Annotated in this window: 10 protein-coding genes and 1 pseudogene; 7 read left to right on the top strand and 4 right to left on the bottom strand. The window is 34.2% G+C overall.

Features of this window, described 5'->3' with window-relative positions:
• Positions 1–22: 22 nt before the first annotated feature.
• On the bottom strand, positions 23–1,474 hold the full coding sequence (gene sufB / locus JBKA6_RS02970; RefSeq protein WP_096685721.1) for a Fe-S cluster assembly protein SufB: 1,452 nt from the start codon (positions 1,472–1,474) through the stop codon (positions 23–25).
• A gap of 8 nt (positions 1,475–1,482) precedes the next feature.
• A complete protein-coding gene (locus JBKA6_RS02965; protein ID WP_096685719.1) occupies positions 1,483–1,812 on the bottom strand; it encodes a HesB/IscA family protein in 330 nt (109 codons plus the stop codon).
• A 117-nt stretch (positions 1,813–1,929) separates the two neighbouring features.
• On the opposite strand from JBKA6_RS02965, the gene JBKA6_RS02960 reads away from it, so the two are divergent.
• On the top strand, positions 1,930–2,547 hold the full coding sequence (locus JBKA6_RS02960; protein ID WP_096685717.1) for a carbonic anhydrase family protein: 618 nt from the start codon (positions 1,930–1,932) through the stop codon (positions 2,545–2,547).
• 297 nt (positions 2,548–2,844) lie between these two features.
• On the top strand, positions 2,845–3,759 hold the full coding sequence (locus JBKA6_RS02955) for a hypothetical protein (protein WP_096685716.1): 915 nt from the start codon (positions 2,845–2,847) through the stop codon (positions 3,757–3,759).
• A 189-nt stretch (positions 3,760–3,948) separates the two neighbouring features.
• Here JBKA6_RS02955 and JBKA6_RS08160 read toward each other — a convergent pair.
• Positions 3,949–4,274: pseudogene (locus JBKA6_RS08160) on the bottom strand (transposase); the annotation flags it as partial.
• Between the two features lie 286 nt (positions 4,275–4,560).
• On the opposite strand from JBKA6_RS08160, the gene JBKA6_RS02945 reads away from it, so the two are divergent.
• Genes JBKA6_RS02945 through JBKA6_RS02925 form a run of 5 tightly spaced genes read left to right on the top strand, consistent with a single transcriptional unit; the run spans position 4,561 to position 13,717 of the window.
• Positions 4,561–6,984 carry a type I restriction-modification system subunit M gene (locus tag JBKA6_RS02945; protein WP_096685712.1) on the top strand — a complete coding sequence of 808 codons (2,424 nt, stop codon included), beginning with the start codon at positions 4,561–4,563 and terminating at the stop codon, positions 6,982–6,984.
• Positions 6,975–8,198: a restriction endonuclease subunit S gene (locus JBKA6_RS02940; RefSeq protein ID WP_096685710.1), complete on the top strand. Its 1,224-nt coding sequence runs from the start codon at positions 6,975–6,977 to the stop codon at positions 8,196–8,198. Before JBKA6_RS02945 ends, JBKA6_RS02940 begins: the two co-directional genes overlap by 10 nt.
• Positions 8,195–11,239, top strand: a complete 3,045-nt coding sequence (locus tag JBKA6_RS02935) for a type I restriction endonuclease subunit R (RefSeq protein WP_096685708.1) — start codon at positions 8,195–8,197, stop codon at positions 11,237–11,239. Before JBKA6_RS02940 ends, JBKA6_RS02935 begins: the two co-directional genes overlap by 4 nt.
• Positions 11,229–11,957: a M48 family metallopeptidase gene (locus JBKA6_RS02930; protein ID WP_096685706.1), complete on the top strand. Its 729-nt coding sequence runs from the start codon at positions 11,229–11,231 to the stop codon at positions 11,955–11,957. Before JBKA6_RS02935 ends, JBKA6_RS02930 begins: the two co-directional genes overlap by 11 nt.
• A 35-nt stretch (positions 11,958–11,992) precedes the next feature.
• Entirely contained in the window at positions 11,993–13,717 is a 1,725-nt protein-coding gene (locus JBKA6_RS02925) for a hypothetical protein (RefSeq protein ID WP_172843101.1), read from the top strand.
• Between the two features lie 131 nt (positions 13,718–13,848).
• Here JBKA6_RS02925 and JBKA6_RS02920 read toward each other — a convergent pair whose 3' ends face one another.
• Positions 13,849–14,625 carry a TIGR02757 family protein gene (locus JBKA6_RS02920; protein ID WP_096685702.1) on the bottom strand — a complete coding sequence of 259 codons (777 nt, stop codon included), beginning with the start codon at positions 14,623–14,625 and terminating at the stop codon, positions 13,849–13,851.
• Between the last annotated feature and the right edge of the window lies 1 nt (position 14,626).

Genomic DNA, 14,626 nt, shown 5'->3' with positions numbered 1-14,626 from the left:
ATAGATCACGTTTTTTTTCAATCTAGCCCACACTACCCTCTAGAGATATCTCTAAGAGTTTTTGCGCTTCTACGGCAAATTCCATAGGTAATTTATTCAGTACTTCTTTGGAGAACCCATTGACTATAATAGCTATTGCTTTTTCAGTATCCAAGCCTCTTTGATTACAATAAAATATCTGATCTTCTCCTATCTTAGAAGTGGTAGCTTCATGCTCTAGCTGAGCCGTTTTATTATTGACATCTATATACGGAAAAGTATGAGCTCCACACTTATCTCCCATCAAGAGAGAATCACATTGAGTGAAATTCCTAGCGTTATCTGCATTTTTAGTAACCTTTACTAATCCCCTATAACTATTATTAGATAAACCTGCAGATATGCCTTTAGATATAATAGTACTCTTGGTGTTCTTTCCTATATGCACCATTTTAGTGCCAGTGTCAGCCTGCTGTAAATTATTAGTTAAAGCTATAGAATAGAATTCACCTATGGAATTATCTCCTTCCAATATACAAGATGGATATTTCCAAGTTATAGCAGATCCAGTCTCGACCTGAGTCCAAGATATCTTAGCTCTTTCTTTGCATAACCCTCTTTTTGTGACAAAGTTAAAAACTCCACCAATCCCCCTGCTATCGCCTGGATACCAATTCTGTACTGTAGAATATTTTACCTCAGCCCCATCTAGAGCTATTATTTCAACAACTGCAGCGTGCAACTGATTTTCATCTCTTTGAGGCGCTGTACATCCTTCTAAATAGCTCACATATGAATCTTCATCAGCTATTAAAAGTGTTCTCTCAAATTGACCAGTACCAGATTGGTTTATCCTAAAATATGTAGATAATTCCATAGGACACCTGACCCCTTTAGGTATATAACAAAAAGAGCCATCAGAAAAAACAGCAGAATTTAAAGCAGAATAAAAATTGTCTTGTTTTGGAACTACACTTCCTATGTATTTCTTAACTAATTCTGGATGCTCCTTTATAGCCTCTCCAATAGGGCAAAATATTATTCCCAATTTGCCAAGTTCTTCCTTGAAAGTGTTTACAACAGATACACTGTCTATTACTACATCCATGGCAACCCCAGATATCCTCTTTTGTTCCTCTATTGAGATACCCAACTTGTCGAAGGTTTTTAACAACTCAGGATCTACCTCATCTAGACTGTTGTACCTCTTCTTTTTCTTAGGAGCTGAGTAATAACTGATATCTTGTAAATCTGGTTTTTTGTAATTGATATTTGCCCACTCAGGCTCATCCATTTCCTTTAGTCTTTCAAAAGCATCTAATCTCCAATCTAACAGCCAGGCAGGCTCTTCGTTCTTCTTAGATATAATTCTTATTACATCCTCACTTAAGCCCTTTTCTATAGTATCGGATTCTATATCGGTTACAAAACCGTATTTGTATGTGGAAGAGGTTACCTCTTCTAAAATCTTATCGCTTTTACCTAATTCTTTCATTTATTGCATTAAAGTGAAAAACTCTCTCCACATCCACAAGTTCTAGTGGCATTCGGGTTGACAAACTGAAACCCCTTTCCACTTATTCCGCCAGAGTAGTCTAAAACAGTCCCCACCAAGTATATGTAGCTCTTCTTGTCAACCAATAACTTAATATCATCAGATTCAAAAGACTCATCATTATCACCTTTTATCGTATCGAAAGACAAGTCGTAATGTAAACCTGAACAACCTCCACTATTGACCTTAATTCTAACAAAAGATTTTTGTAAATCCATGTTGTCTTCTTCCATTAACTTGCGTATTTGTTTTTTTGCAGAATCGGAAATACTTACCATATTTGTCAAAAATTTTGTGGGAACAAGTACGCCGCAAATGTACGCATTTTAAACTATTTTAAAATGGACTATTTAAAAACAGAATATTAACTCTTGCTAATTTTTAAATTTAACTCAATGGATACACAAAACAAAAAATCACAATCTGAGATCACTCCTTCTACAGCAATTGATCTCCTAAAACAAGGCAATGAGCGGTTTGTACAAAAAGAGATGATCACCAGGGATTTTTCCTCTCAAAGAGAAGATACTCAAGATGGTCAATATCCATTTGCTGTGATACTGAGCTGCATAGATTCTAGAGTTCCTGTGGAAACTGTATTCGACTTGGGAATAGGAGATGTCTTTGTGTCTAGAGTAGCTGGAAATATTATCAATAAAGATATTTTAGGAAGTATGGAATACAGTTGTAAGGTATCTGGTTCCAAATTGGTTTTGGTTTTAGGACACACGCGTTGTGGAGCTATAAAATCAGCTTGTGACAATGTGGAGTTGGGAAATATAACTCATCTTTTAGACAAGATAAAACCAGCTGTAGATCGAGTTGAAGAGACAGGAGATAGATCATCAAAAAATGAAACCTTCGTAGATAAGGTGATTGTAGAAAACGTAAATCTCTCTATAGAGAATATCAAAAAGAACAGCGATATCCTAAACGAGATGGACAAAAAAGGAGAGATAAAAATAGTCGGAGGGGTTTACGATATATTGACGGGAATAGTGACTTTCTTATAAAAAAAAATTGGTTTAAGATAGTTATAAAGGATTTATATAATATATATAAAGTTATCTTAAACCAAGACTATTTATTTCAGGGGTAGAATATTTTTTAAGAAATTTATTGCCCTTCTAGACTAAGTCTAGAAGAAATAATCCTTTTTCTCTTTAAGTAATCTCTATCTTGGCTATCTCTATGATGAAATGGAACAAAATATTCTTTAAATTACATTTGAGAATTCTAAAAAAAAGATACTACATTGACGCTTATTATAGCGAGTTGTATAGATTGCAAATAATATTAAAGTCAAAATGATGTTAAAACAAATACTAAAAAAAAATAAAATTATTAGCCACCTAGGCTTATTGTTATTATTAAGTGTAAGCTGTTCAGACGATAAAATAGAAGAGCCAAAATCTTTTACGGTGAGGCACAATATAACTGCCAATCAAAATCTTAAGGTAGACTCCTCAAATAAGGATAATCTTATTATTACTAAGACAAAGGGAACTAAAGAGGCTACTGTAGAAGTTATATTTATTAAAGAAGTCGAAACCGTTAAACTCACCCTAAATGGTTCGCCTATGACTTCTAATACTGTGAAAGTAGATTTGTCAAGCGTAACTTTCAAAAACCCTAAAAAGGATTATACAGTGGAATCTATTGATGAGAATAACAGGAAACGGAAGTACGTTATAAGTGTAGTTTACGAAACCAACATTATTGAAAATTTGAAAGGGAAAAGGTTTAAAGCTATCAATATAGAGGTTGTCAGCAATATCCGAGCAGAGTTTGCAAAGAAATATAATATAACAAGAGATCAATTAGAGAGGGATCTTAATACTGTTGGTAGGATATCAAAAAGTCTCAACATAATGCCTGCTATTAATTTTAGTGAAGGGCACTCTATATTAAAAATTGATTTTCCTATTGAAGAAGAAAATACAGTTAGAATCTATTTAAAAATTTTAAAACATAATGGGACCTGTTGTATGAATACCGATTCTGATGGGAAAGTTAGATTGGGTTGGAAGAGCAGAACGCCAAAAAAGATTAATAAAAACACTTTCTCATTTGGCGGACCATTTGGCGAACCTTACGTGATATGGGATTCATCAAAAAGAAAATTATATGTGCAAGATATACCTGTAGAAGGTCTTGATCCTGTAACTGAAAGAAGAACTGGACCTATTGCAATGGCAAGAGTCAATTTTATTGAATTGAAATAAACGAGTGATAGAGATATTAGGTTTTATATATTCTAAACTTATTTTTAGTCAGCAGAACTGTAAAGCGATACGCTTATAAGCCGAGTTTGGATTATTTTCTAATGGACAAGAAGGGACTGATGGTTTAATAGAAGGCTGGATCCCAGGATCTACTCCTTTGAGATCTTTTCCGCATATCCACCTCAGGAATATATTCTTGGGTTTGGGAACTAGCATAGGATTAAAAGAGGAATCTCTATCTCTTGGAACTTTAATCTTGCTCTCTCCTAATGATGTCCTAACATTTTTTGTAGAATAGCCATTGCGGAAATTTGTATTCTTTGATTGCTCATATTTAGAATAATCCAAATGTGAATCTAATTCCCCTTCTAGAATATTTTCAATACCTCGTTTCTGAATATCTTTTAGAAATGACAGCAGACCTTCCCTGTTTTGAATTGTTTTAAGAATCCATCTTTTAACAACTCTTCTTTTTTTTCATTTGTGTAAAGTTTTAATTGGTTTTTTAAAAAAATATCTAGAATTTTTTATCCTAAATATAAACTTTACACATTTTACAGAATAGTGTCATTCTCCTAAAATACACTTGTTTTTTCATCCTATAATTTAGGGTGTATTCCTACATTTGACATCTAATATTTTTCATGTCATCAACAGAATCGAGAAAAGCTACAACGTGGTTAATGGCTATGTAAATAATGCTAGACAAACAAACGTTGAGGTGTTATATAAGATTGCGGAATTACTTGATGTAAATGTGAAAGAGTTATTATTTGAGAATAAAGAAGTAGAAGATTAAATATGGCAATAAAGAAATCTGAATTATACAGTAGCCTCTGGGAAAGCTGTGATAAGTTAAGAGGAACAGGTGGCATGGATGCATCCCAGTATAAAGATTATGTACTTACCGTGTTATTTGTGAAGTATGTATCAGACAAGTATGCTGGTAGCCCAATGAGTTTAATTGAAGTGCCTAAAGGCGCTTCATTTGATGATATGGTGGCTCTTAAGGGGCAACCAGATATTGGTGACCGTATAAACAAAGAAATACTTATGCCATTGTCTTTATCCGATGGATTAAAGGGATCTTTAGAGTTTGTCGATTTTAATGATGATGAAAAATTAGGTAGTGGTAAAGAGAAGGTAGAATTACTTTCTAAGTTGATAGCCATATTCGAGAATCCAGCACTAAACTTTAAAAACAACCGTGTTGAGGATGACGATATCCTAGGTGATGCTTATGAATTTTTAATGCGTCACTTTGCAACGGAATCTGGTAAGAGTAAGGGGCAATTTTATACACCAGCTGAGGTGTCGAGAATATTGTATAAGGTAATTGATGTAGATAAAGCCGACAAACCTTTTTATACTGCTTATGACCCAACTTGTGGTTCTGGTTCACTATTATTAAAAGTTGCTGGTGAAGCACCTAACGGTTTGACACTTTACGGACAAGAAAAGGATGTGGCAACTAAAGGTTTAGCGGTGATGAATATGTGGTTGCATGGTTACCCAGAAGCATCCATCGCTGGAAAGAATTCCATTTCATCACCTCAGTTTACCGAAGATGGTAAGTTAAAACGCTTTGACTTTGTAGTTGCAAATCCTCCATTCTCTGTTAAAAACTGGGATAGTGGAATTGTTCCATTAAATGATGAGTATAATCGTTTTAAAGGTTTTGGTGTACCACCAGAAAAGAATGGGGATTACGCTTTTTTATTGCACATCATCGCTTCTTTAAAGAGTACTGGTAAAGGTGCTATTATTCTGCCACATGGTGTTTTGTTTAGAGGGAATGCAGAAGCAGAGATTCGTAAAAACATTATAGTGCGTAAATGGATAAAAGGAATTATTGGTCTACCAGCTAACTTATTTTATGGTACAGGCATCCCAGCGTGTATTATAGTAATTGACAAAGAAAATGCCGAAAAACGAGAAGGTATTTTTATGATTGATGCCAGTAAAGGTTTTATTAAAGATGGTAACAAAAATAGATTAAGAGAACAGGACCTTCACAAAATTGTGGATGTGTTCAACTCCCAAAAACAAGAGGATAAATTCTCTCGCTTTGTAAAGTTTGATGAGATTGAAAAGAATGAATTTAACCTCAACATTCCAAGGTATATTGACACCCAAGAGGAAGAAGATATACAAGATCTCAACGCTCATTTAAGTGGAGGGATACCCAATGAGGATATTGAAAGACTGAATCATTTCTGGGAGGTATATCCTAGTCTTAAATCAGATTTATTTGCTCTCCTAAGAGATGGATATTCCAAACTAAATGTTCAAGCATCGGAAATTAAAAACACTATTTATAATCATCGAGAGTTTACAGGATACAGTGATGAGTTAAATGGTGTTTTTACTTCTTGGAAAGACAAAGTCTATCAGAACTTACAAGACATTAATAATACAACAGCACCTAAGAAATTAGCGGATTTAATATCAGAAACTTTACTGAATGAATACCACAATAAGCCATTGGTAGACAAATACAATATGTATCAGCATTTAATGGATTATTGGAATGACACTATGAAAGATGATGTTTATCTATTGGTGGAAGATGGTTGGATATCCAAGACCAAACGTATTACAGAAAAGAATAAAAAAGGGAAAGAAATAGATAAAGGCTGGACCTGTGACCTTATTCCAAAGCAATTGGTAATTGACAAGCATTTGAGTAGTGAGCAATATGAATTGAATGACTTAAATACTAAACTAGAAAGTACCCAAGCTGAAATAACTTCTTACCAAGAAGAACACGCTGGTGATGAAGGTTTGTTGTCTTATGCAACTAATGATAAAGGAACAATCACCAAGGCTATGTTAACCAAATACATTGAGGAAATAAAAACTGACCCAGCTGAAAAAGAAGCCTTAACAATAGCAAATGCCTTGTTAAAATTCTTCACCGAAGAGACTACATTAAAAAAACAAATAAAAACCAAAGAAGCAGAATTGGATGATTTAACTCTTAAGCAATACTCAAAACTAACCGAAACTGATATAAGAACCTTAGTGGTAGATAATAAATGGATTGCTTCTTTAAGTGCCTTAATGCAAAGTGAAATAGATGCCATCTCCCAACGCTTAACTGGTCGTATTAAGGAATTAGCAGAACGCTATGAGAACACTTTGGGCGAGTTAACTACCAGTACCAAAACATTAGAAGAAAACGTAAGTGCTCACCTTGAAAAAATGGGATTGGTATGGAGTTAACAAAAACAAAATACAAGCAAACTGAGGTTGGATTAATCCCAGAAGATTGGAATTACACGTCAATTGAAAGCTATATTGACTTGCTTACTGGATTTCCTTTTCCTAGTACCAAATATTCTTCGGATGGGATTAGATTACTTAGAGGTACTAACATTAAGAGAGGCGAAACAGATTGGAATAAAAATATTCTAACATATTGGAATGAAAATATATCTAGTTATTCTCAGTTTCAAATGCAAGAGGGGGACTTAGTTATCGCTATGGATGGTTCTCTTGTTGGAAGAAGTTATGCTCAGTTAAAGAAGAAAGATATACCAGCATTATTACTTCAAAGAGTAGGAAGGATAAGGTCAGAAAAACTTAGTGTTGATTTATTGAAGCATTTTATTGGTAGTAATTGGTTTATTAAATACGCAGATTCAGTAAAGACAGTAACTGCCATCCCACATATTAGTCCAAAAGATATTAGGGAATTCAAAATCCCTCTCCCTCCAACTATCACCGAACAAAAAGCCATAGCCACTGCATTGAGCGATGTTGATGACCTTATTTCCAATATGGATAAACTCATCTCCAAAAAGAAAGCCATCAAACAAGGTGCTATGCAGCAGCTTTTAACACCGCCACATAAAGGTGGTAAACGTTTAGCTAGATTTACTGGGGAATGGCAATTTTTAACTATTGAAGCGGTAGCTGATTGTCTTGATAACTTAAGAGTGCCATTAAATGGAGAGCAGCGAGGAAAAATGAATGGTGATATACCATATTGCGGGGCAAATGGTGTTGTTGATTATGTAAATGACTTTGTTATTGACGATGATATCATACTGATGGCGGAGGATGGGGGGTATTTTGATGAATATAAAACAAGACCTATTGCTTATCGAATGAAAGGGAAATGCTGGGTTAACAATCATGCACATATTCTTAAAGCTAAAAATGAGATTGACCAAGGCTTTCTATATTTCTCTTTAGTTCATAAAAATATACTTGATTACATTAATGGAGGGACGAGAGCAAAGTTGAACAAAGGTGAAATGAACAAGATTGAATGTTGGTTTCCAAAATCAAAAATTGAACAAGAAACTATTTCTGGAATCCTTTCCGATATAGATACTAATATTGAGCAATTAGAAACAAAAAAAGCAAAATACAAAGACATCAAACAAGGGATGATGCAAGAGTTATTAACTGGTAAAACGAGATTGGTATGAGTAATCAAATAGGTAAAAAAGAGCGTGACACCCAAAATAGAGTGATTCAACTTTTTCAAGATGAATTAGGGTACACTTATTTGGGTGATTGGAAAGAAAAAGTTCGCACCCAACCTATCGAAGAGGATTTATTGTTGGAGTACTTAACGAAAGACAGTAAATATTCTAATGAGTTGGCTCAAAAAGCAGTTGATGCAATTGTAAAAACTGCTACCAATCTTTCAGACGATTTATATGAATCAAACAAGGAAGTGTATAAGCTGCTTCGTTATGGGGTTACAGTTCGTGAAGAACTTGGTAAACCAAAAGAAACTGTTTGGTTAATAGATTGGAAGAATCCAACTATTAATGATTTTGCTGTTGCTGAGGAAGTGACTGTCGTTGGCAAACATACAAAGCGACCAGATATTGTGTTGTTCGTAAATGGAATAGCAATAGGCGTTATTGAGTTAAAAGGAAGCAAAGTTAGTGTAGAAGAGGGAATTCGACAGAATCTTGATAATCAAAGTCCCGAATTCATAGAAAAGTATTTTACCACCATGCAGTTGATAATGGCTGGTAATGATACCCAAGGCTTGAGGTATGGAACTATTAAAACACCTGAAAAACACTATCTAAAATGGAAGGAAGATAGTGATAAGGGATTTGATTATTTATTGGATAAACACATCTTTCAACTTTGTGAAAAGTCTAGATTATTAGAGTTGATTCATGATTTTGTGGTGTTTGATAAAGGAGTGAAAAAACTCTGTAGACCTAACCAGTATTTTGGGATTACAGCAGCACAGGAAAATATTCGTACTAAACAAGGAGGCATTCTATGGCATACCCAAGGTTCTGGTAAATCTCTTACCATGGTTTGGCTCACTAAGTGGATTCGTGAGAATGTGAAAGATAGTAGAGTGCTCATTATTACAGACCGTGAAGAACTCGATGACCAAATAGAAAAACTGTTTACTGGTGTAGATGAGAAAATCTACAGAACCAAAAGCGGCAGAGACCTCATCAATGTATTGAACGACAAAACCGAAATGTTGATCGGTAGCTTGGTGCACAAATTTGGTAAAAAATCAGATGAAGGTGATTACGATACTTTTATTGAAGATTTAAAATCGAGTCTAGAAAGCGATTTTAAAGCCAAAGGTGATATTTATGTATTTGTAGATGAGTGTCACAGGACCCAATCGGGTAAGCTACATGATGCAATGAAACTTATATTACCAGATTCTCTTTTTATTGGATTTACAGGAACACCACTACTTAAGAAAGACAAGCAGAAGAGCATTGAAGTGTTTGGTCCATACATAGGTAATCCTTACAAATTTGATGAAGCAGTTGAGGACGGTGTTGTTTTGGATTTGCTCTATGAAGCTAGAGACGTGGAACAATTTATAACAGACCAACAAAGTATCGATGATTGGTTTGAAGCTGAAACCAAAGGCTTAACAGATGTTGCTAAGGTAGAATTGAAAAAGCAATGGGTAACCATGCAAAAGGTCTTAGGTTCTAAATCAAGACTAGAGAAGATTGTATTCGATATAGTTAAAGACTTTAAAACAAAAACAAGATTATCAACTGGTCAAGGAAATGCTATGCTGGTATCTGGCTCAGTGTATCAAGCATGTAGATATTATGAGTTATTCCAGAACTCTGGATTTAAGGGTTGTGCTATTATCACTTCCTATCAACCTCATCCTGCAGATATTAAAGGAGAAGAAACAGGGGAAGATAACCCTACAGATAAGCAATTGAAGTATGAGGTTTACACTAAAATGCTCAATGGTAAAACGACTGAGGACTTCGAAGCTGAGGCAAAAGCTAAATTTATAAAAGAGCCTAGTAAAATGAAGTTGCTTATCGTTGTAGATAAGCTATTAACTGGGTTTGATGCACCTTCAGCATCTTATCTATACATTGACAAGAAAATGCAAGACCACGGCTTATTTCAAGCGATATGCCGTGTTAATAGAGTTGATACAGATGATAAGGAGTACGGTTATATTGTCGACTATAAAGATTTATTTAAAAGCCTTGAAAACTCCATACGGGATTACACATCAGAAGTGTTTGACAATTACGATAAAGATGATGTAAAAGGATTACTTAAAGATAGGCATACAGAGAGTAAAGAACGATTAGAAACTTGTTTGGAAGCTGTTAGAGCCATATGTGAGCCTGTTTATCCAAAAGATGAAATAGCCTTTATAAAATTCTTTTGTGGTAACACAGACAACCCAAATGACATTAAAGATACCCAAGAGAAAAGAGTTGATTTGTATAAAGCGGTAGGCTCATTAATTAGAGCCTATTCAAGTGTGGCTAACGAAATGCATAAACTGGGTTACAGTGATACAGAAGCCAATTCTATTAAGGATGAGGTGAAGTATTACTCTAATTTAAGAGAAACTATTAAAATAGCTAGTGCTGATCATGTTGATCTAAAGAGATTTGAATCTGGTATGCGTCAGCTAATGGATATGTATTTGGATGCGAAATCAAGCACCAAGATATCTGACTTTGAAAATAAATCATTGGTGGATTTGATTGTTAAGCTGGATGATGAGGTAAAAGGCACTCCTGAGGATAAAAAGAAAAAAAAACAAGAAGCTGTTGCTGAAACTATCGAGAACAATGTTAGGAAGGTAATTGTCGACGAATCACAAACCAATCCTAAGTATTATGAGAAAATGTCTAAATTGTTGGATGAGATAATACAACTTAGAAAACAAGAAAAGATATCTTATGAAAAATACTTAAAGAAAATTAAGGAACTCGCTAAAAAGGTTGCAGAACCGTCAAACAGTGAGTCTTATCCGAGTAGCATTAATTCAAGGGCTAAACAGGCGCTGTACGATAATTTAGAATCAAACGAAGAATTAGCAATTGAATTAGACCGTGAGATTCAAGATAATAAGCTAGATGGGTGGCGTGATGGAGGAATCAAAGAAAAGAAATTGATGTTAGCAGTAAATAATGTTATTGATGATAATGCTAAGACATTATCATTAATGGAGATAATAAAAGCACAAAGTGAGTACTAATCAAAAAACCATAGCTTTTGCCAACATCGAAATAGATGTGGTTAGGAAGGATATAAAAAATATGCATCTTGCAGTTTATCCACCACATGGTCGTATTCGATTGTCTGCTCCAAAGAAAACAGATGAAGAAGTATTGAGATTATTTGCAATATCTAAACTCGGCTGGATAAAAAAGCAGATAAAGAACTTTAAAGAGCAAGCCAGAGAAACCAAACGAGATTATGTTTCTGGCGAAAGCCATTACTTCCAAGGAAAGAGGTATTTACTGGAAGTTGAAGAGCATGATGGTTACAATTCTGTAAAACTAGTTGGTATCAAAAAGATAAAGTTGACAGTTAAAAGTGGTTCAACCACTGAGGATAAAGCTGTTGTAATGAAAGAATGGTATCGAAAACAACTAAAAAAGCAAATTCCAGAATTAATTGAACACTGGGAAAAAGTAGTTGGTGTTAAATCAAATGATTGGGGCGTAAAGCAAATGAAAACCAAATGGGGTTCTTGCAATACGGATGCTAAACGTATTTGGTTAAACTTAGAACTAGCCAAAAAACCAACTATTTGTTTAGAATACATTTTAGTGCATGAGTTGGTCCATCTGCATGAGAGAACCCACAATAATAGGTTTATTGCATTGATGGATAAGTTTATGCCTAAATGGAGGCTGCATAGGGATGAATTAAATAGTTTACCAATTGCATATAATGATTGGGGATATTAATAATTATGACGTTAATATCAATAAGAATACAAAATGTGAAGGGGATTGAAGACAAAACATTCAATCTAAATATTATAAGAAATCGACCAAGCTTGTTAGTGGCTCCGAATGGTTTTGGAAAAAGTTCATTCACATGTGCATTTGCGAGAATGAACAATGCCAGAATAGATCTTCATGATAATGAGAGGTGTCAAGGAGATAAAGGTAAAAACCCTAGAATTGAATTAACTATTAATAAACCAGATGGAACTACTCAGCGTCTATTTGCAAACCACGAATCAAATACGATTAAAACTCAATTGGATTGTTTTGTAATTAAAAGTCCATTAGTAGCAAAAGGCAAGGGTAGTCAATTTGGTCGTGCAACTGGGTCAATGGAAATTGAAGATGTAGTTCTCGTTAAGGGAATACCGCCAAGTCTGGGTTTTGGATATGATTTAAAAGATTTTAAAAATAGATTCGGAAAATGTGGAAGAGTCCTTTCTAAGTTATCTTTATCAGAAGTACTGGATAATAAGGTAATGGTTCAAAAACTATCTCAAGATTATTCGTTAATAAATCGTATTAATGGAGTAAAGGCAACGAATGCAATTAACGAATTTATAGGTAGAGTAAATCAGCAAACAGGAACAATTGAAAATCTTCTTGATTGGATAAAAGTTAATGAACTAGATACTTTAAAAGGTATCAAACCTCTGATGAACCTAACAAAAACTATGATTGACATGAAAGTGTCTAACGAAAATGTAGTAAATTTTCTATTGTATAGTATCCAAATTCATTGGTTATACCAAAATGATCCAAATCGATTCAAGGCAGCCTGTAAATACAGTAATTATAGGTTACATAAAGAAATGTTCGATGATTTATTAAATGATTTTAATACGACTTGGAAAAATATAAGAACAAGTCAAACAGGTGGCTCACTTGTAGTAAAGTTCCCTAAAGCACATGAGATTTCTAATGGGCAAAGAGATATTTTGAATTTTATATCCATGTTGTTTAAAGCCCAATTCAAGTTAAATAAAGGGAATTGCATATTAATTATTGATGAAGTTTTTGATTACTTAGATGATGCTAATCTAATCACTGCTCAGTACTATATAACAAAGTTTATTAGAGATTTTAAGAAGCAAGGAAGGAATATATACCCCCTTATTTTAACACATTTAAACCCTTTGTACTTTAAAAATTTCGCATTTAGTAAACAGAAAGTCTATTACCTCTGTAAATCTCAGATTAAGATAAGTAATGAGATGACTAAATTATTACTAGCGAGAGAGAATAAAGATTTAGATGAAGGGCTTAGAGATGATATTTCTGGAAAGTTGTTTCACTACCATACAATGAAAATTAATCAAAGCGATGAGTTTAAGCGCTTGCATATCCCAGAAATATGGGGACGAGAAGAACATTTTAAAAAGTTTACCCTAAAAGAAAAGGATAAATACTTATTAAATGATGTTGACTATGACCCTTTCGCAGTCTGTTGTGCTGTAAGAGTTCAAATAGAAGAATTGGTTTACCAACTAATCGGAGAAGATACACAGAGAACAGAATTTATTTCCATAAACGGCACAAGAAAAAAACTTGAGTATCTCCAAAGCGTGGGTTATGAAGTTCCAGAAATTTATTTCTTACTTGGGATTGTTTATAATGATGGTATGCATTGGGTGAATGGACAAGACAATATATCTCCTATAGCATCGAAACTTGAAAATTTGACGATTAAAAAATTAATACGGGAAGTATTCGAGTAGGATTATGCAGGACGTTATCACGTAAAGTGTAAAGTTTATTTTTAGGATTAAAGCACCACATTCAAAACGTGTTATTTTAATGGCATTAAAGAAAAAAGCACCACACTTTTAAAGTAACACGTTTTTATAGGCTAAAATTTTTCGAATACACCCAGGCCAAAAAGAGCAAAGTCGTATTTAACAGGGTCGTTAGAATCTAATTTGCGTAAGGTCGTATCTAGTTCTAATAGCGCTTTGGCATCGTTTTGTTTTCCCTTGAGCAAGCCTAATTTTCTAGACACATTTCCAGAATGGACATCTAATGGACAAGAAAGGGCTGATGGTTTAATAGAAGACCAGATCCCAAAATCTACTCCTTTAAGATCTTTTCTGCACATCCACCTCAGGAACATATTGATTCTTTTGGCGGCAGATCCCTTGTTTGGGTCACTGATGTGTTTAGTAGTTCTATTGGGGTGTTCTATGGAAAAAAATATTTTTTTGAATTCACAAATGGCATTTTGAGTGGAATGGTCAGTGGCATGATCCGAAAAAATTTTTTCTAAGCCTCCATGGTTTTTGTAGATATTTCTAAGAGACTTTATAAAATATTTTAAATCAATGGAATTGAATGTTCTGTGTACAAATCCATCTAATTGTTCTAAATGTTCCTCTCTGTGATCCATAATGAATTCATAGGGCATATTGCCCATTAGATCCATTAACCTATTAGCATTTTTGACTATCATCTTTCTATTACCCCAAGCAATAGTCGCTGCTAAAAAACCAGATATCTCCATATCTTCCTTCGAAGTATACATATGAGGTATAGATATAGGATCGGATTCTATAAAATCCGCATTGTTGTATTGTTCTACCTTAGAATCTAAAAAGTCTTTTATATCTGCACTAGGAAGTTTTAGATCCATA

It is taken from the genome of Ichthyobacterium seriolicida, from assembly GCF_002369955.1.
In the GTDB taxonomy this organism is placed as follows: Bacteria; Bacteroidota; Bacteroidia; order Flavobacteriales; family Ichthyobacteriaceae; genus Ichthyobacterium; species Ichthyobacterium seriolicida.
The sequence above is the reverse complement of the archived record's forward strand: the minus strand, read 5'-3'. Positions and strand labels throughout refer to the sequence as shown.

Bases quoted from the DNA above. Each gene is read 5' to 3' on its own strand.
- sufB (WP_096685721.1), bottom strand. From the start codon at position 1,474: ATGAAAGAATTAGGTAAAAGCGATAAGATTTTAGAAGAGGTAACCTCT.
- JBKA6_RS02965 (WP_096685719.1), bottom strand. From the start codon at position 1,812: ATGGTAAGTATTTCCGATTCTGCAAAAAAACAAATACGCAAGTTAATG.
- JBKA6_RS02960 (WP_096685717.1), top strand. From the start codon at position 1,930: ATGGATACACAAAACAAAAAATCACAATCTGAGATCACTCCTTCTACA.
- JBKA6_RS02955 (WP_096685716.1), top strand. From the start codon at position 2,845: ATGTTAAAACAAATACTAAAAAAAAATAAAATTATTAGCCACCTAGGC.
- JBKA6_RS02945 (WP_096685712.1), top strand. From the start codon at position 4,561: ATGGCAATAAAGAAATCTGAATTATACAGTAGCCTCTGGGAAAGCTGT.
- JBKA6_RS02940 (WP_096685710.1), top strand. From the start codon at position 6,975: ATGGAGTTAACAAAAACAAAATACAAGCAAACTGAGGTTGGATTAATC.
- JBKA6_RS02935 (WP_096685708.1), top strand. From the start codon at position 8,195: ATGAGTAATCAAATAGGTAAAAAAGAGCGTGACACCCAAAATAGAGTG.
- JBKA6_RS02920 (WP_096685702.1), bottom strand. From the start codon at position 14,625: ATGGATCTAAAACTTCCTAGTGCAGATATAAAAGACTTTTTAGATTCT.